This is a genomic window from Psychromonas sp. (genome assembly GCF_047632995.1).
GTDB lineage: Bacteria > Pseudomonadota > Gammaproteobacteria > Enterobacterales > Psychromonadaceae > Psychromonas.
Genome location: NZ_JBLIEK010000078.1, coordinates 1 through 17,835, shown reverse-complemented (window position 1 = coordinate 17,835; position 17,835 = coordinate 1). Strand labels below are relative to the sequence as shown.

Below are 17,835 nucleotides of genomic sequence, written 5' to 3'. Positions count from 1 at the left end.
ATTAATATGTTATGATCTTTTTTTAAAATGGGACAAGTATCACGTTAACACCTTTATCAAATCAATAATTTACTAAACTGTTACTTAAAATGTTGATTTGATGAGGCTAAGTAGATATTGTCCTGATGATTTAAAGAGAGATAGGTGCTCAGCTTTTCGTGCACTGTGATGTCTATAAAGCTATTAAATTTGTTGGAACTTATCCTCGTAACTTGATTTATTTTAAATGGAAAAGTTAACTATAAAAAGGGAAATAGAATGAAAAAAAGTAAACTGATTAGTGTGCTAAGTGCTGCATGTATATTATCAGCTTGTTCTGCTCACACATCCTTTCAATCTATGGATAAAGAAGTTGAATTGAGGGTAAATAAGAATGAACCAATCACGATTGCCGAGAACGCTTCGCAAACGTATTCCACAACCAGTTTTGGGCAGTATGTATTTAAAGCAACTTTAGATGGTAAAGAACCTATATATGGTTTGATGCCATTAAAATTTAATGGCGGATACCTTGCTGCGGATATAATGTTTTTTGCGCCGGCAATGTTTTTTAACTTGCGAGAAGTATATCCACACTATGAATTTGATGTTGACGCAGGTGTTGTCCGATATAAAAAGAAAGAGGAAGATAGTTGGGTTACATATACACCCACAAAAGCAGAAACTAAACGCGCTAAAAAATATTTTAGTAACTAAATTTAACAAGTTACTGCACGCGGACTCGATACAGTTGTCGCGGTTTTTGCTAAAAGAAAAAGCAGCAAAAACAACGCCAACTTACTCGCCGGTTAGCTAGGCGTTACTCGTAGATTATATGATTAAATTTTTCACTCTAATTTTGATGATAATTCCTTTCGCAGTAACCGCGGAAGATGACTTTCTTTCTAGATTTGTAGTCGGAAACTATTTGCTGATTGGGCAAGGGATTGATACTAAAACTACTTACAGTGGTAATGTTTCTATATATTTAGAAAATAATCAGTTGCAAGTTAAAAGAACTATCAATGGAAAAGTTACCATTGGGCAGGCGAACTTTAAGTTTACTTTAAATGGTGACTCTAAAGTTCTACGAATTAAGTTTTTTGAAAATAGTATCAATTATGAAGAAACTTGCCTGTGGAGTAGCGATTTGGATAACTACGCTCGAGTAACTTGTTATTTATATCTTCCTGATACCAAAATAGCTAAACCAGGTTTGGAAGCTCTCTTTATTGACCACTAAACGTGTAACAAGGCAATTAAATCGGACATAAAACAGCAGGCTTTTGTTCGTGCCTCAAAAGAATAGCCAGCTATTTTATGCCGTTTATGGATGGCGTTAGCTGTATTGCCCAGACACTCATAAAAGTGCTACTATAATGGTACATTTTACAATTGGGTATAGTTATGAGAGTTGAATTAGTCACAACGTTGAAGCGCCAAGCTACGAAAATTTTATCAGAGCTTCACTCTTCTAAAGAGCCTGTATTAATTACTGAGCATGGTCAACCATCGGCATACCTTGTTGATGTTGATGATTATGAATTTATGCAAAAACGAATGCAAATTCTTGAAGGCCTTGCTAAAGGAGAGTTAGCTATAAGTCGCGGTGAAACGATCTCTAATATTGAAGCTAAAGAGAAAATGAATAAATGGCTGAAATAATTTGGACAAACCCTGCGCTTGAAGACTTAAATGATATAGCTGAATATATTGCTATAAGTAATTTGCATGCGGCTAAAAAATTGGTAAAAAAAGTTTTTGACAAAGTCGAGCGACTTGAAGAATTCCCTGAATCGGGTAAAAATCCTCTTGAGTTAAGCAATCTTAATTATCGAGAAATTGTGGTTAATCCTTGTCGAATATTTTACAAAATAGACCACGACAAAGTTTTTATTTTACACGTAATGAGGCAAGAACGTGACTTACGCAAGTTATTATTGTTATCGTAATTACACAGCTAACCAATAAGGATAGGGCGTGTGAGCAACGCGAACCACGACTTAATCTAATTATTGGACAAGCCCGGGCGTTTATCTTTGCTATTTATAGTAAATATTTGAAACGGGGAACGAGGTGCTTGAACTTGTTGTTTGTGATGTTTTTTTCTAGCCGAGTGTTACCACAATCACACATGTCACCATCTGCAATTTATTGAATTAACACTTTTTTATACTTTCATCACGTATCCTTTTCTGATTAATGTTTATTTCGCCACAATTCCCTTTGTTTGAGCACGTCCTTGTTTTAGATCGTGTTGCTGTTGATGACAAGACGCGTACCGATGCGCAGTAAATAAAGCAGCATTTCACCTTGGCATAGCGTGCTCGGTGATGGTTTAGATCTGTTTACTCTTACTCTCTTTGTAACGGAAGGTTACCTGGTCGTCATCAAGGCGTAAGATGATAACACTGCGGTACAGGTAGCGGGTCGTCGCCTCTGCCGACATATTCGCAATCAGCATTCCAGGATGTTGGCGTTTTAGCGGGTAGGTAATAACCCGCTGTGCACATTAAGGTAATGAATTCACCCTGCATACCTTTGCTAAATTATCCTCAAAAAAAACAAGTGGTTACCGGCTTTGCTCAACACACAATGTGTTGCGTTTATTAAGCCCCCGACGGGCAGCACAAAACGCAGATGCGGATGACCGCACTGATAAATTGCCTGTACTTCAGCAACAATAACAGATCCTGAATGGACTACGGTTTAACGATGTTGACCCAGCTAAAACATGCTTGTAGAAAAACTGAATTGCATTACGTGAGATTTTAACGACGCTCCTGGATTTATGGGGGCAAGGTAGAGAAACTAGCGTTTCAGTTGTTCGATAGTGAGTTGGTCTGGGCAAGTATCGAAAAGACTGCGACTTGGCGCAAACATCGACTGTAACAATCAATTTTTTTGGGGTTTTTCCTTGTAAGATCAATTCGTTGAGGTAAGATTGATATAAATCATCAAACCGAGTTGGTTCGAGTGGTTCCATAAACAGCTGCAACTAAAGCCGTCAATATTGGCGGTACCTTATTTGTAGGCTTGATTGTGGCTGTGTGTTTTTTCTGCCGCACAGCGGCTTCGTTCAACAAGGTAATTTACGGCTTAGCGTCATTTTTACAAAAAATAGCAATATCGCCGCCAACCTAGTGTTGTTGGCGTTATGCAATAAAGTCAATCATCGTAACAGCGTAAGTACTTTCACTTACGTAAATTTTAAAGGGAATTTCATGAAAAAATTATTACTAGCAACCGTTATCACTGCCGCATTTTTATCGGGCTGTTCGTCTGTTCCAATGGAATCGATTGAAAGCAGTAAAGCAGCTCAAGATTTTAGTCAGCCTTCAGCGGATTCATCTGTTATTTACGTATATAGAAAAGATGCAATGGCAGGCGCTTCACTAAAAAAAGATGTCCTGATTGATGATGAATGCATAGGAGAAACTGCAACGGGTGTATTTTTCTATCAGGAAGTGGCTGGAAATAAAGAACATAAGATTTCTACAGAATCAGAGTTTTCTGCAAATGATTTAATTATCAATACAGAGAGTGGCAAACTTTATTTCGTCGAGCAATATATAAAAATGGGGTTATTAGTTGGTGGCGCAGGTTTGAAGGAAATTGATAAGGAAGTTGGTATGAAAGAAGTTTTAAAACTTAAGTTAGCCAAAAAAGGGACGTGTGGCGCTTAATTGTACGTAGCAATTGCATCTAAGTTGCTTCACTCGGATTCAATACAGCACCAACTTACTCACTGGCGAGTAAGTTGGTGAGCAATACATTAGATTTATATCAAAGTATGGAGTAACAATGAACAAGAAATTTCTACTAGCGAGCCTGTTTGGCTCATCAATAATTTTATTCGCTTGTGGTGGAAGCAGTGAAGATGACCCTGTCGTTGATACAGCTAAATCGGTATTTGTAGAAAGTCTATCTGGGACAAGTTGGGAACGAGAATGTTATCCTGTCTATGATGGTGCAACACTTCGCGCGTATAATAATTCCACATTGAGCATCAATTCAACATTACAAGTTACCTATAATGTTGAACTGTTTGCTGTGGCAGATACTACATGTAATTCGTTAATGCAGAATGTTAGTTTTACTTCTCAGTTTGCAATTACAGATAAAATTATTAGCGATGAAAGTATTGAAACTTATGGTATAAATTCGGTTTTTGTAGATAGTCCGGATATAACAGAAATGGCCTCGACATATAGTTTGATTTATATTGATGGTGAAAATCTACATTTGGGCGTGAATTCGGGTACAAATTTGGGTGATAGTCCTGAAACGAGGCATTCATCTATTTCCCTCGATGATTATTTCTCTAAAGTTTTAAATTAGAAATCCAAGTTTCTGCGCTCAGACTCGATACAGTTGGCGAACGCGGCGTTATGTTTATTTGGAGATAAGTGAAAACAAAACGTCTTCATATTGCATCATGGATGGCGCAACACTTGTTCTCAATATTATTGGAGCACCTATCGCTAAGAAGGATGCGATAGGAAAAGCATGAGCTACTATCTATCCTATTATCGGTTAGAACTTTTACTGATTCTCTGTATCATCTTACTACGGATTCCTCTTTTCCAAAGTGTGTGTTAATGTTTTTGTTTCGCGCCTTGTCGGGCATATGCAACAATTCTCATTGCTTCGTTGCCGATAGTGCATTTTAAACTCGGCTTTTCTCTGATAATGCACAGCTTAAAAGTTAGCTGTAACAGTAGCTGAATATGCATACCATTCGGTTCAGGTCCTTATCATGCACAATGACTGATATGATAAATTAATTGAAATGCTACAAAAAACTTGTTTGTGTTGGCGGCCAAAACACTTTGGATGAATCAAATGGGTATAGGTCAAAAATAAAAATACGCCTAGTAGGTTAATAAATAGGAGATTGCAATGAACAAAGAATTTAATGTAGAGATTTTATCTTTTCTGAAAATTTCTGAAATTGAAAATGGTTGGGTGGCAGATGATTATAAAGCGCTGTTAGCTATGATTGATCTAGGTGGAGATGAACTTGACGGAATGGATGACTCAGAGTTAAAAGAGATGTGTTTGATGTCATTGAATGATTTAGAACCTCATGAATCCGCTAAATTGCTTTTAACACATATTTTAAAAGATGAAATTACTGAAGGTAAGATAGATCAAATCAGTCATCAAATGCTTGAAAAAAATCTTTGGGAAGTACATGCAGATCCAGCCTTTCACATGAGCCTTTTTAATGCTTATGAACTGTTAAGAAAAGCCTACAATGGCACGTTCACTGAGCCGACGGGCGTTAAATTTACTATAAAAATAAGTGCAAATAATAAAGACTCATTTGAGATATTTGATCGTTCACTGCATGCCGTGATAGTTAGGTTGCTTGCAAATGGATTGCAGGAATCTGCAATATTAAATCGTCTTTTTGAAGAGAAAATCAGTGGAGAGAACTTCCCTGATGCAAAAAATATACTTTGGATACTCAAAGAACTATCCACAACAGACACTGAGCGCCAGTATGAAATTACAAGTTCATATCTTTGGTTTGGCGAGCTGGAAAATATTATGAGTTTTGAGGCAGACGCTCATGCTGATGTAGAGGAAGAAGATGAGGAAGGAAAATAATAGGAGACAGACCACGATATAACAACTGTGTCGAGGCCGGTGAGCAAACGCTAAAGCCAACACCCGCAAGGATCTGCTGCGTAGAGAAAATACAGTGGTGCATCCGGGCAGTTGAATTGCAGGTGCCGAATGGCTTGCTTGGTATTGGGAATGCGACCTTAATGAATGGGTTTGCTCAACCTCTCATCTTCGCAATAAGCTAGTTCATCAAAGTCTTTATATGTCTCTAACACGATAAAAATCATGTTATTGTCATTAATGCTAGCCTCCATTTAGTTTGTTTCACAACAACTATTATGGCGCTGGTATTACTAACCCACGCATTGGAGACTAGCACCTTAGTGGGAGTCATTATCTCTAGGTGTAAATAAAAACATGAAATTTCAACCGCTTCCAGATCCTCGTTAAGATGGCGTTTCTTGAGCTAATACTTATTGCTTTGCTGCTGCTGACTGCCTTATCCATTGTTTGGACCACGCTGCAAACGGGTATTTCCCCCATGATGAGCTCCGGTAAGGCTTGCCAAGCGATGCTTGCTTCAATAGATAGAACTGCAAAGGGTCCTTTAATTGATCTCGGCTCTGGTTGGGGAACGCTCGTTATCGCTCTCGCTCGTAACCACCCACATCAACAAGTGATAGGCTATGAACTGTCATGGTTTCCATGGTTGGTCTCAATAATTAGAAAATATAGCTTAGGTCTGGATAACCTAACGCTTTATCGCAAAGATTTTAACAATGCTGAACTCAGCAATGCTTCTATTCTATTTTGTTATCTTTTCCCTGGCGGTATGGCCGCTCTGCATCAAAAACTGCAACGCGAACTATTAAATGAGATTATTATTGTGAGTAACACATTCGCTTTGCCTTTGTATCAACCGACAAAAGTGATCAGACTTAAAGATATCTACCGAACGCCTATTTACGTATATTATTGGCGGCCAAGGTGATCTTTTACTGAGCGGAAAATAATGACGATAAACAGCCGGCCGCAAAATAAGGCAAGCATTGGCGTAAGTAATTATTGCTAACAAAAAGCAGCAACTTAAGCGCCGTGTAACGCGGCGTCATATTTTAAGGGAGTTACAGTGGCATTTACATGGTCGAGCAATTTTAATGAAATAGATTGGAATGAATTATCCGAACTTTTTCGTATCGCGCCTCTTGGTCAAAAGTCGGCAAAACATTTGCAACTTGTTTTCAATAGTAGCTTGTTCAAGTTCGTTGTTATGGATTCTGGCAAACTAATTGGTGCTGGCCATTTTTCAAAATGAACCCCTTGCTATTGAATCTGGCGTACTGAAATAAAAACAGAAGTTACTGCACACGGACTCGATACAGTTTTTGCAGTATTAAGTGGTATAATTTTCACCATCATTAAGGTACTAATAAATATGAAGATAACTCCAAATATTAAAAACATGGCTGTTTATACGTTTATCTATGGATTATTCACTTCGGCTTTGCTCTTTAGCGCCCTAATTGATTATTCTAACAGGGCCTTGCTGGTAATCATGTCGTTGACAAAATTTGTCAACGTGGTTCGATTTATCTTTATAGCGCGAAAAAACATTTTTTTTATAAATGATCAGTTATGTATTAATGGCTCGTTAGTATCTGTTTCACATAAAAATAAATGGTTGGCTTTTCTTTGGTTAGACTCTATCGAATATGAAAGCTCTCCTTGGAAAAAAAGCAGTATGGGAACTCTATCTCATTATATGTTTTCTAAAGAACAATGGACTTTATTAAAAAGTAATACAGAAGACGATGTTGTTGCCACTTAACAACAAGGTTAAATCGGACGTTATCGTTTTTGCAAAAAGAAAAGCAGCGTCAATCTCTGCATCAGTGTTTGAGGCGTTATTGAATTTCAATCAATTGACAACCCAAGGTGTTAAAAATGTCAGAATTACAACAAAGCACAAATCAACCTGTTCTCTTAAGTTCTCAAGATGATGCCGCTAAAACCCACGCACTTATTGCTTATGGTTTAATGGTAGCGGGGTTATTCACCGGTATATTTTGGATAATAGGTGCCGTTTGGGCAATGGTTAAAAAAGATGAAGCTAGCGGGACTCTTTTTGAAGATCACTATTCCAATATTATTAAAACATTTTGGTGGGGGCTTGGACTGTCAATAGTTGGCTTTCTGTTAGCTTTTGTTATCGTTGGTTATTTTCTTTTGTTAGCGGTGTGGATTTGGTCTATTTATAGAATTATAAAAGGGCTGGCAAGAATCACTTCCAATAAAAGATACTATTTATAACAAAACAGATCACCACGCTACTCACCGGAGAGCAAGGCGTTGAATGTAGCAAGTAAGCCAGATAAATCATCTTCAGCGGTTTACAAAAAATATTCATGTGATGGTCGTCAGCATTGTAGTTAAATGAATTCGAGAGCAGAAGCGCTGTTCTTTATCAATAACTGTTCCAATACAAAAATGGATGGTGATCATGAGGGGGTACCTTGTGAGAATGATTCTCGCTTTTAACGTATTTTCAAAAGGAGTTTTAGATAATGGCTGATATTGTTGGTGTAATAGGGGTTTTAATCTTAGTAATTGGTGGAATCCTATTTTTAATTGCAGCATTTAAAGAAAGTATTATTTGGGGGATTGCTTGCTTATTAATAACTCCAGTTGTGCTGGCGTTTACTGTCATGCATTGGGATGTCGCGAAAAAGCCATTTTTCATTCAATTAGCAGGTCTTGGTGTAATGTTAATTGCTGGATCATAAATCAAATTCTGACAAAGCAAAGCAGCGATGCATTTCAGTTGTCGCATTTTTTCCTACAAGAGGAAGCGCCAACCAATCTACTCACTGCTGAGCAGGGCGATAGTGTTACCCGCATAGTGGACACCTAAAGTCCAAACAACGCACTAAGGAGTATAATGGAACGCTTATTTTACAAGGATGTCAGTGAATGTACCGATGCCGGAGTTTACAACTCATTCATCCAAGATCTGCCTGATGATCTACAACGCTTATGTGAATTTGTACAAAATTTATTGATCCATGCATATTGGCTAGAAAAATACGATTGCCAAATAGATGATGCTGTTAAGTTTTCTGAAATGCAGACAAGATATGCTAAAGATATTCTTGATCTCGCCATGTTAAAAACGCAAGAACCTTTAGACAAAAAGAGAGAGCCGAAACAGCGAGTTGTTAGTATCTGTAGGGATTTTTCATTAATTTTATGCGCAATTCTTAGAGCCAAAGGTATCCCGTCTCGTACCCGATGCGGATTTGCAAGCTATCTCACTGCAGACCATTATGAAGACCATTGGATCTGTGAGTTTTGGAGTGCAAGTAAATCTCGCTGGGTAATGGTTGATGCGCAACTTGATAATGTCCATTTAAAAATTCTTAACATAGACTTCAACCCTTTTGATGTTCCATCTTCTCGATTCATCTATGCGGGAGAAGCATGGGAGCTGTGTAGGTCGGGGAATGTGACACCAGAAAAATTTGGAATTTTGAACCTAAATGGACTTCCTTTTATCAAGGGAAATTTAATCCGAGATCTGTTTTCATTAAACAAAATTGAGTTGCTCGGTTGGGATACTGGATGGGGAATCTTACCGGAGTATATTACTCCTATACAAAATAACGATGAGATGGCGCTACTTGACCAATTGGCAATCTTAAGTAAAAAATCTGATTTTGCAAAGGCAAAACAGGCGGTAGAGTCGCAACAAGGAATTAAATTCCCAATAAATTGGTGTCTGTCTAAATCTCCGTCAATCACTGATTTGTACGCAAAGTACCAGTAACGCATAATAGACGGCTGCACTCGCACTCGTACAGTTGGTGCTGTTAGATTAGGCTGTTTGCAATTATTACTGTCAGCGCGCTTATTGTTTCTTGCTGTATAAATGGGATTTGCAACGAGAGCTGAATTTCTCCCATAAAAAATCCCACGCCAAGGTGGGATTTTTTGTCTGGAGAGGAAGATATCAGTTGAAACGGCGCAGTTTAGATAACACATCTATCAGCAGGGTAATATCAACGTGCTCCTCATCTAATGGTTTACCTTGCCAGTTGATGCTGTCTATCTGGCCATCGGTGGAAAACCGGGTGATTTTATCGCGTTCATAAATTACATATTTTTCCAAATCGCCAGAAAGCAGATATTGGCGAGGCTGCTCATCAAATAAACTTTGGCCACTGCTGTACTGATCTGCACTAGATTGGGTACCCAATAACGACTGCATTAATGTGGGTACAATATCAAGGTGGCTGGTCATGCGTGTTATTTGCTGGGGCGCTCTACCTGGCCATAACATCACTAACGGCACATGCGCATTACTAATCGTCGCTTCTGTACTGGAACTTTTTTCAAATGACGCACCGTGCGTACCGGTAATTAATACAATCGTATTTTCCAGCTGTTGTTTTTTCTGTAATGCAGAAATAACGGATTTGATCTGTTGATCTGTACTTAATATCTGTTGTTGATAGAGTGCTAGTTTCTCTTCCCGTAGCGCTACGCTTAACGTTGCCCCATTTTCGGTCGACAATTTATTTGCTTGTTCATAGTGCAAAAAGCTAAACCATTTTGAGCTGTTATTTTCCCCATCAAACCATTTATTCCAGTTGTGCGTGATGGTGGTGTTGTTATTTACCGTGCTGTAATTCTGTAACTCTTTGCTTCTGAGCTGGCTAAAACTGCTTTGTAAAAACTCAGGATGAAGAAAACCTATGCTTGAAAATAGACCAAATTGATAGTTTTGCTGTGCCATACGCGAAATTAAAACGGGGGGGATGTAGTTAAGCGTCACCTCAGACCAGTAGCGATTTGGCAGCGCATAAAAGAGACTGAATAATCCCTGAGAGCGATTGCTAGCACCACTATAATGGTTTTGATAGGTAAGCCCCTGCTGACTCAGTTGATATAGAAAAGGCATGTTTTTTTGGTTAAGCATATCAGCACGTAAGGCATCAACGGTTATCAGCAAAACATTCTTAGCGGGCGGGGTTGGTTGACCCTCTGAATAGATTAAAGGCGTTCTCGGATAATGTAACTCTATCCCTTTACTCGCTTTTTGCTGGCGAATACGTGTAAGTAATTTGTCATCACTTAACCAGCCCTGTTTTTTCAAAAACGTACGCGCGGTCATCGGATAGGAAAGAGGATAAATCGCTTTTTGCTGCGTAATGGGGCGGTATTGTGTTGCATCCGCCCAGATAAAGGTTAAATGGGTGATGATAAAAGCGGAAAGCAGAAAAATTGCGATCGGCTTACCAATAGACTTCGCTTGTAGAAAACGGCATTTTTTCCACACAAAGAAAGAGAGTGCCAACTCAATAATAAAAATAATTGGAATTGAGATGTAGTGTAAATTAATGGAATAGATCTGTTCGACCTGCTCTGGTCGTTGCAAAAACTGCCAAATCAAGGGGTTGAGATGGAAATTGTAAAGCTTGAATATTTGCGTATCAAGTATTAGAAAGGTAATGGCGGCGGTGCTGATCAGTATTGCACTGAGGCGATATAAACGCTGAAAGGGAATGATAAATGCTAGAGGGAATAAAATCACTCCGAAAACCATCGCACTTAGAAAGCTGAAGTGGCCGATTAAACTGATAAATTGATAGGCAATCCCTAATCCCGAATCGGGTATGCCTGCATATTTTAGATAACGCAGACTGATCAGTGAAACCAGTATCAGGTTGAAAAAAGTAAACCAATGCCCCCAGCTGATTAACCGGGAGACGTTATCGTGAAATTTATGACCAGTTTCAACCATTTTATCTATTGTTCTTTTGAATTAATTGATGCGCTAAAAGCTTTAATAAATTTTTCGCTTAGCTGCTCGCGATTGCCGACCGGTACGTTACTATTAATAATATGGGTGATGCTGTTACCGAGAATCATCAAGCTTAAGTCAACGGATACATCATTTTTATGTAATACCTCAAGGACTTCATTGAGTATATCTTCAATTTTCTGGCTTGAATATTTAGAAATAATGGGCATAGTAAATTCGTTAACTCTAATAAAAAATGATTGCATATAATAACATACCAATTAAAAAGGTGGCCTAGTTTTTAACTTTATTAGCAAAATCTATTTTCTAGACACTGTGGTTACTATTATTGGCTCTTCCAATGTGTATAATTCAAACCTGTTTTTTAACTCTCTTTTTTAAATATGGTGTAACCGTTATGAATATCTCCGCTAATAATATCATTTTACACTCTTTAGATTACAGCCCAGAAGGGCAGCTGCAGTGTAAAATGCGAGAGGGTGAGTTACCTATCTCGCCCTCTATCGAGCAACTTTTAACGGATCTGCACCGTACCTATCAAAGCAAAACCAATAAAGCATTTGCCTCTTTCTGCGAGCCGACAGAAAAACCGCAGCTATTTCAGCATGCGTTAGAAGAGGAGATGTCTGGCAAGCTGGATTTTGTTAGTTTTTCTCAGCAGGCTGCGAGTTGTTTAGTCGAAGAGTTACAAAAACATGACTTTGCTGAGCAGGGCATCTTATTAGTAAGCAAATATAGCTGGACGGCAAGTGATTATCTTCTGCTTGCCCTGCTACAAAATAATGAATCTATCAGTGTCAATGAGAACCTTGAACTGCAGGAGAGCCAGCATATTGAAACCAGTAAGATTCAACTGGTTGCCCGTATTGATTTAACTATGTTAGCGCGAGATCCTCAATCGAACCGCTATATCTCATTTATTAAGGGGCGAGTTGGGCGCAAGGTGGCTGATTTTTTCTTGGATTTTATGGGCGCCGAAGAGGGCTTTGATGCCAAAGTACAAAATCAGGTGTTGATGAAAGCGGTTGAAGAATTCTGCGATAAGGAAGCACTACCTGTTGTCAAAAAGCAGGAAGTGCGCGAGGTGGCGTTCCAATATTGTAATGAGCAGTTAAAGCAGGGCGATGATATTGATCTTTCTACCTTATCTGAACAGATGCAGGAGTCACCAAAATTAGAGGGCAGCTTTTATGATTTTGTCAGTGAAGATTATCAATTAGAAACCTCTTTTCCTGCAGACCGCAGCGTGGTCAGAAAACTGACTAAATATGTTGGTCAGGGAGGGGGGATAAGTATCAGTTTTGATCAGAAGCATCTGGGTGAGCGTATTCAATACGATCCTGCCAGTGACACCTTAACTATCAAAGGGGTTCCGCCTAATTTGCGTGAGCAGCTAAAACGCGATGCTAATCTATCGCCTGAACAGGAAAATGAGCAAGATCAACGTCCTCCGTTTTAGTAATAACTTGACGGCATTGCCACAATGTTAGTTAATATCCTCAAACTACTTGAAGATGCCGATGCTGATTGTGCATCTTTAACTAATTTGGATATAAGATAGTCAACGACAGTGTTGATGTTCAACAATTAGATGAGATTTTAATGAAATTATTTGTACGTGATTTAACTGTTATTGATGCGTCATATTTAGATGCAACACGCGGATTTGTAGGTGAGAGTTATCAAGTTGATATTGTTTTGCAGGGCACGCTAAACGAGCAATCAATGATTCTTGATTTTTCCTTAGTGAAAAAACAGATTAAAGCCATTATTGATATGGAGATGGATCATAAGCTATTGGTTCCACACGCTTCAGAAGATTGCAGTGTGGTATTTGACTCACAGCGTGCACAAGTGAATTTTAAACTGGCTGATCATTCTGTTATTCAATTAAAATGTCCCAATGAAGCTTATTGTTTTCTGGAAAGTGAAACGATTAATGTCGAGTTGTTAGAGACCTATCTTGAACAAGTTATTTTATTACAGCTTCCTGATAATATTTTAGATTTAGAGATCAAGCTGCGCAATGAACAAATTGCGACTCCTTTTTATCATTACACCCATGGTTTGAAAAAACACCATGGTAATTGTCAGCGAATAGCGCATGGTCACCGCTCTAAAATCGATATTTTTATCAATGACATTTATAATAAAGAACTGGTACAAGATTGGGCAAACCGCTGGCAGGATATATATTTAGTAAGCCGAGATGATATTATTGAAAAATCAGATTTGTCATTTATTGTAGAAAAAAATGACATTGACAAGTTATGTACGGCTTATCATGCACCACAAGGTTATTTTGAGTTGTTAATGCCAGCACATAGGGCGGAGGTTTTGCCAAGAGATACTACAGTAGAAGAGCTGGCAAATTATATTTGTGAACAGATCAAAGCGCGAAAAGGCGATGATAAAGTGACCGTTTACGCATATGAAGGCATTGGTAAAGGCGCAATTGCAGAGTTGTAATTTTATAGGAGAAATGAATGAGCGAAGAAACAATTTTCAGAAAGATAATAAACAAAGAGATCCCATCTGATATGCTTTATCAGGATGATTTTGTGACCGCTTTTCGGGATCTTTCACCGCAAGCCCCGACCCATATTTTAATTATACCCAATAAATTAATCGCAACCGTTAATGATATTGAAATTGAAGACGAGTTACTGATTGGCAAGCTGTATAGCGTGGCAAAAAAATTAGCTAAGCAGGAAGGTATTGCCGAGTCAGGGTATCGCTTGATTATGAATTGCAATAAAGATGCAGGACAAGAGGTGTTTCATATCCATCTGCATCTTCTTGGTGGAAAACCACTGGGAAAATTGGTTACCGCGTGATTGTTAGGCCGTTATTTAAATTACATTTTTGGAGTGGATAATGAACATAAAAACAAATCTTGGCTTAGTATTAATTGCTGCTTTTATGCTTGGTGGCTGTTCAACCTATGTTGAACGTTTGGACACTCAAGAGGTAATTGATTTAAGCGGTGCCTGGAATGATACCGATTCACAATTAGTGGCGCGCGAGATGATTGAAGATTCGCTGTCACGGCCTTGGATCAATAACTTTGCAAAAGCCGAAGGTAAAGATCCCGCTGTTATTATTGGCACAATTAAAAATTTAAGCCATGAACATATTAATACCAATACCTTTGTCGCCAATATGGAGCGCGAGTTGATTAACTCGGGTAAAGTGCAATTTGTCGCCTCATCGTCAGCGCGTAATGAGATTCGTGATGAGCGTGCCGATCAAGACCTGAATGCAACTGACGATACCCGCAAAGCGGCCAAGCAGGAGTACGGTGCAGACTTTATGATGCAGGGGCAAATCAATACCATTATTGATATTGATGGCAAAACTCAAGTGCGTTTTTATCAAGTTAATTTAGAGCTAATTAGTCTTAAAGATAACCGTAAAGTATGGATTGGTGAGAAAAAGATTAAAAAGTTAGTTAGAAACAGTAAATTACGCGAATAATTTTAGGTTATAAGTCCGCCTTAACAGCAATCAAGTGCATAAATAATGTGCCTGATTGCTTATCCCTTCTTTAATCCGGGTATAACAGATGGTTAAATTTTTATTCATTATTTTCTGTACTGTTCTCTGCACTATTATTTCCGGCTGTGCGCGGCAGCAGCAGGAAAATAAGAATTTAGCAAACTTATTACACAATAAAACCCCGCAGTATGTACTTCAAAAGTTACAAGCGAGCAAGCCTGCTGAGCGTGATCAGGCGCAGTTTCATCTAAATATTGGTTTTTTACAATTAATGAGTGGTGATTTTCAGGGAGCGATTGAGACTTTTTCTCTTGCTAAACGAGAAATGGCGGCATTGGCAGCGAGCTCTGTCAGCGAAAATGTTGGTGCAGGCACATTGAATGAAACGGTGCGAAGCTATAGCGGATATCCCACCGACAGAGTGATGGTGCATAACATGTTGGCGCTTAGTTACCTGTTTAATAATGATATTTATGGCGCTCGTGTGGAGATGCTACAGGCTGATATCGCCATGAAAAAACTGGCAAATAGAGATTCTCTTAGCGGGCAGTTAGCCAGCACACATCTTTTAGGCGGCATTATTTACGAACTCTTAAATGAGCAGTCCAATGCCTTAATTAGTTACAGAGATGCTGCGGGTATTATTGAACAGCGCGGCCTGCCTTTACCTGTCGGCCTGCAGCAAGCTTTGCTGCGCATCAGTTTTAAGCTGGGGGCGACAGATCAATATGCCACTTATAAAAAACAGTTCCCCAGTCTGCCGGCACCCACTACTAACAGTAATAAGACTCAAGTATTCGCCTTCTATTTTGATGGTGTAGTGAGTCAAAAAAAACAAAATTCGATTGTCGTTCCTAATCATGATTTTTCGCAGCTGATACGAATTTCTGTGCCTGCTTATCCGCCAATCAATGCGCAGATGGGGCGCGCTAAAATAACGCTGCAGGGCGAGCAGTTAACAAGCGAATTGGTTGAGAATGTCGATCTATTAGTCAGGGAAGATCTATCAAAAGAGTATCCCTCTATTTTATTGCTCACAACCACCCGCGCCATAGCCAAATATCAATTGGTTAAAAAGGCAGAGCAGCAAGACTCCCTATTTGGCGCGCTTGTAAATATCGCCACGCTGCTGACAGAGGTCGCTGATTTAAGAAGCTGGAATATGCTCCCTGGCAATATCCAGTTTGCTTATATCGAAACGGCAGAAAATGAGGTTGTTATCAATAGCCCTCATTCTCTATCGCAAAAAATAAAGATTGAGAGTGGTTCTGAAAACGTATTATTAATTAATGGTTTATCGAATGAGGTGTTCCACTATCAACAATAATAGGGCGATAACGGATAAATTCAGCAGCCGGACTGTTTTTCCAGCGCCGCTATCTTTTCATAAAGCGATTTAATAGCAGGGATCTCCAGATGATGGTGCGCTGCTTTTTTTACTAAATAACCGCTGATATATTCATTTTCAGTGGCCCGTTTAAAATGGATATCGCGATTCATTGATGAATAGTTTAGTGCGGTTTGTGTTATTACCTGTTTGATAATCTTCACCAATTCATCTTCTTTTAGACTCAAATTTTCAGCTCTCGCCACTTTTAATGCTTCGCGGCTGATCTCTTCAATCTGTTGGTGAAATCTATATTCGAGTAACTGGCCATTGTTAATTTGGTAAATCGCCGTTAACGGATTGATCACTGCATTGATCAGTAGTTTCAGCCATAACTTCTGCTTAATATCCTTGACCCAATAGGTGTTGCCCAAGGCGAGTTTTAACGGCTCTACAATATTTTCATATTGCTCTGCCAGCTGATTAAACGGCCCTAAATAGGTGATACCCAGACCTGTCTGTTGGACTGTCAAGGGGGCATGTAATAAACTCGCGTTCGCCGTGGTTGCGCATATTATAGGGTTGTTAGGCAGTAGTGTTTGAATTTGCTCTGCACAGCCCATGCCGTTATGCATCAAGATAATGACTTGCTGCGGGCCTATCATTTTCAGTCTCTCTTGTATCGCCTGTTTTACTTGCGTTGCTTTAACACAAACAAGCAGAGGATCTGTTGAGTTTATTAAGCGCGTGGCGGATGATATCTTAAATTGATGGCGTTGCTGTTGCAGATCTTGATAGTGCAGCGTGTCAGATAATAGAGCGCGACGACTAACAAGTTGAACATCTTGACCTGTACGCTTTAAATTTGCAGCCCATAAGCAGCCAATTGCACCTGTGCCGATAATTTGCCACATTTTGTTACCTTAATGATTATTTTGAAGGGTGATTATAGCTCAGCAGCGTGTTTTCTGGTAACTTAGGTCCATTATATTAACGTTAACACAGGAATAAAAAATGCCTTCATTTGATATTGTTTCAGAAATTGACATGGCTGAAGTTAAAAATGCCATCGATAATGCGAATCGCGAACTTGACACTCGTTTTGATTTCCGCGGTGTTAAAGCCAGCTTTTCTTTCGTTAAAGATGTGGCAAAGTTGACAGCTGAACATGACTCTCAATTAAGACAGCTTGCCGATATGCTGCGTGTTCATTTGATAAAACGTGGTGTTGATGCGCGTGCGATGGATTTAGAGTCCCCAAGCAGTAGCGGGAAAACATGGACACAAACGGTTAAATTTAAAGAAGGGGTGGATCAACCCACTTCTAAGAAATTAGTCAAACTGATTAAAGATAATAAAATGAAAGTGCAGGTTGCTATTCAAGGTGAACAATTACGTGTGACAGGTAAAAAACGTGATGACTTGCAAGCGGTAATGACCTTAGTGAAAGGGACTGAACTAGAGCAAGGGTTCCAATTTAATAACTTCCGGGATTAGGCTGCTGACGTACCATTAAGCAGTTCGCTTACGAACTGCTTGTCTCACGTTTGAAAACGCTAAGCTGCATTAAAAAAATTACCAGATAAGATCGTCTGGCACAGCAAAATCTGCATAGGGATCGTCGTCTTCAAAAGCG

At 39.0% G+C, this 17,835-nt stretch carries 23 protein-coding genes and 1 pseudogene; 19 read left to right on the top strand and 5 right to left on the bottom strand.

All coding sequences use genetic code 11. The features are described 5' to 3' along the window. Positions 1-258 precede the first annotated feature (258 nt). From ACJAT7_RS12915 to ACJAT7_RS12900, 4 genes are all read left to right on the top strand, one after another. On the top strand, positions 259-696 hold the full coding sequence (locus ACJAT7_RS12915; RefSeq protein ID WP_415227218.1) for a hypothetical protein: 438 nt from the start codon (positions 259-261) through the stop codon (positions 694-696). Positions 697-814: 118 nt separating this feature from the next. Continuing rightward, a complete protein-coding gene (locus ACJAT7_RS12910) occupies positions 815-1,222 on the top strand; it encodes a hypothetical protein (protein ID WP_415227217.1) in 408 nt (135 codons plus the stop codon). Between the two features lie 164 nt (positions 1,223-1,386). Beyond that, positions 1,387-1,644: a type II toxin-antitoxin system Phd/YefM family antitoxin gene (locus ACJAT7_RS12905; RefSeq protein WP_415227216.1), complete on the top strand. Its 258-nt coding sequence runs from the start codon at positions 1,387-1,389 to the stop codon at positions 1,642-1,644. Beyond that, on the top strand, positions 1,632-1,931 hold the full coding sequence (locus ACJAT7_RS12900) for a type II toxin-antitoxin system RelE/ParE family toxin (protein ID WP_415227215.1): 300 nt from the start codon (positions 1,632-1,634) through the stop codon (positions 1,929-1,931). Before ACJAT7_RS12905 ends, ACJAT7_RS12900 begins: the two co-directional genes overlap by 13 nt. 386 nt (positions 1,932-2,317) lie before the next feature. On the opposite strand, the gene ACJAT7_RS12895 is transcribed toward ACJAT7_RS12900, so the two are convergent. Continuing rightward, positions 2,318-2,443 carry a hypothetical protein gene (locus tag ACJAT7_RS12895; protein WP_415227214.1) on the bottom strand — a complete coding sequence of 42 codons (126 nt, stop codon included), beginning with the start codon at positions 2,441-2,443 and terminating at the stop codon, positions 2,318-2,320. A 760-nt stretch (positions 2,444-3,203) separates the two neighbouring features. On the opposite strand from ACJAT7_RS12895, the gene ACJAT7_RS12890 reads away from it, so the two are divergent. The 9 genes and pseudogenes from ACJAT7_RS12890 (at position 3,204) to ACJAT7_RS12850 (ending at position 9,376) form a co-directional block, all read left to right on the top strand. After that, positions 3,204-3,665, top strand: a complete 462-nt coding sequence (locus ACJAT7_RS12890) for a DUF2846 domain-containing protein (RefSeq protein ID WP_415227213.1) — start codon at positions 3,204-3,206, stop codon at positions 3,663-3,665. Positions 3,666-3,783: 118 nt separating this feature from the next. Next, on the top strand, positions 3,784-4,320 hold the full coding sequence (locus ACJAT7_RS12885; protein WP_415227212.1) for a hypothetical protein: 537 nt from the start codon (positions 3,784-3,786) through the stop codon (positions 4,318-4,320). 561 nt (positions 4,321-4,881) lie between these two features. Next, positions 4,882-5,595, top strand: coding sequence for a hypothetical protein (locus ACJAT7_RS12880; protein ID WP_415227211.1), 714 nt, complete (start codon positions 4,882-4,884; stop codon positions 5,593-5,595). A gap of 409 nt (positions 5,596-6,004) precedes the next feature. Then, positions 6,005-6,544: a hypothetical protein gene (locus tag ACJAT7_RS12875; protein ID WP_415227210.1), complete on the top strand. Its 540-nt coding sequence runs from the start codon at positions 6,005-6,007 to the stop codon at positions 6,542-6,544. A 444-nt stretch (positions 6,545-6,988) separates the two neighbouring features. Then, on the top strand, positions 6,989-7,381 hold the full coding sequence (locus tag ACJAT7_RS12870) for a hypothetical protein (protein WP_415227209.1): 393 nt from the start codon (positions 6,989-6,991) through the stop codon (positions 7,379-7,381). Positions 7,382-7,497: 116 nt separating this feature from the next. Then, complete coding sequence (locus ACJAT7_RS12865; protein WP_415227208.1) at positions 7,498-7,863, top strand: DUF4870 family protein; 366 nt, start codon at positions 7,498-7,500, stop codon at positions 7,861-7,863. Between the two features lie 90 nt (positions 7,864-7,953). Then, positions 7,954-8,091 (top strand): annotated as a pseudogene (locus ACJAT7_RS12860) (excalibur calcium-binding domain-containing protein); the annotation flags it as partial. A 26-nt stretch (positions 8,092-8,117) separates the two neighbouring features. Then, positions 8,118-8,336, top strand: coding sequence for a hypothetical protein (locus tag ACJAT7_RS12855; protein WP_415227207.1), 219 nt, complete (start codon positions 8,118-8,120; stop codon positions 8,334-8,336). A 155-nt stretch (positions 8,337-8,491) separates the two neighbouring features. Further along, positions 8,492-9,376: a transglutaminase domain-containing protein gene (locus tag ACJAT7_RS12850; protein WP_415227206.1), complete on the top strand. Its 885-nt coding sequence runs from the start codon at positions 8,492-8,494 to the stop codon at positions 9,374-9,376. Positions 9,377-9,559: 183 nt separating this feature from the next. Here the strand turns inward: ACJAT7_RS12850 and ACJAT7_RS12845 are convergent, their stop codons facing one another. Continuing rightward, entirely contained in the window at positions 9,560-11,353 is a 1,794-nt protein-coding gene (locus tag ACJAT7_RS12845; RefSeq protein WP_415227205.1) for a DUF3413 domain-containing protein, read from the bottom strand. A 5-nt stretch (positions 11,354-11,358) separates the two neighbouring features. Beyond that, complete coding sequence (locus tag ACJAT7_RS12840) at positions 11,359-11,619, bottom strand: DUF1414 domain-containing protein (protein WP_415227204.1); 261 nt, start codon at positions 11,617-11,619, stop codon at positions 11,359-11,361. Positions 11,620-11,771: 152 nt separating this feature from the next. Between ACJAT7_RS12840 and yejK the strand changes: the two genes are divergently transcribed. The 5 genes from yejK (at position 11,772) to ACJAT7_RS12815 (ending at position 16,199) form a co-directional block, all read left to right on the top strand. Next, positions 11,772-12,833 (top strand): nucleoid-associated protein YejK, encoded by a 1,062-nt coding sequence (gene yejK / locus ACJAT7_RS12835; RefSeq protein ID WP_415227203.1) that lies wholly within the window; start codon positions 11,772-11,774, stop codon positions 12,831-12,833. 143 nt (positions 12,834-12,976) lie between these two features. Further along, a complete protein-coding gene (locus ACJAT7_RS12830) occupies positions 12,977-13,843 on the top strand; it encodes a 6-carboxytetrahydropterin synthase (protein WP_415227202.1) in 867 nt (288 codons plus the stop codon). 17 nt (positions 13,844-13,860) lie between these two features. Next, a complete protein-coding gene (locus ACJAT7_RS12825) occupies positions 13,861-14,211 on the top strand; it encodes an HIT domain-containing protein (RefSeq protein ID WP_415227201.1) in 351 nt (116 codons plus the stop codon). Positions 14,212-14,251: 40 nt separating this feature from the next. After that, positions 14,252-14,851, top strand: a complete 600-nt coding sequence (locus ACJAT7_RS12820) for a penicillin-binding protein activator LpoB (RefSeq protein ID WP_415227200.1) — start codon at positions 14,252-14,254, stop codon at positions 14,849-14,851. 88 nt (positions 14,852-14,939) lie between these two features. After that, a complete protein-coding gene (locus ACJAT7_RS12815) occupies positions 14,940-16,199 on the top strand; it encodes a COG3014 family protein (protein ID WP_415227199.1) in 1,260 nt (419 codons plus the stop codon). A 20-nt stretch (positions 16,200-16,219) separates the two neighbouring features. Here ACJAT7_RS12815 and ACJAT7_RS12810 read toward each other — a convergent pair whose 3' ends face one another. Beyond that, on the bottom strand, positions 16,220-17,113 hold the full coding sequence (locus ACJAT7_RS12810) for a ketopantoate reductase family protein (protein WP_415227198.1): 894 nt from the start codon (positions 17,111-17,113) through the stop codon (positions 16,220-16,222). Positions 17,114-17,213: 100 nt separating this feature from the next. Here ACJAT7_RS12810 and ACJAT7_RS12805 point away from each other — a divergent pair, with 100 nt between their 5' ends. Next, a complete protein-coding gene (locus tag ACJAT7_RS12805; RefSeq protein WP_415227197.1) occupies positions 17,214-17,696 on the top strand; it encodes a YajQ family cyclic di-GMP-binding protein in 483 nt (160 codons plus the stop codon). Positions 17,697-17,774: 78 nt separating this feature from the next. Here ACJAT7_RS12805 and ACJAT7_RS12800 read toward each other — a convergent pair. Beyond that, positions 17,775-17,835: DUF2058 family protein (locus ACJAT7_RS12800; RefSeq protein WP_415227219.1), on the bottom strand; the 61-nt coding region annotated here is incomplete at its 5' end.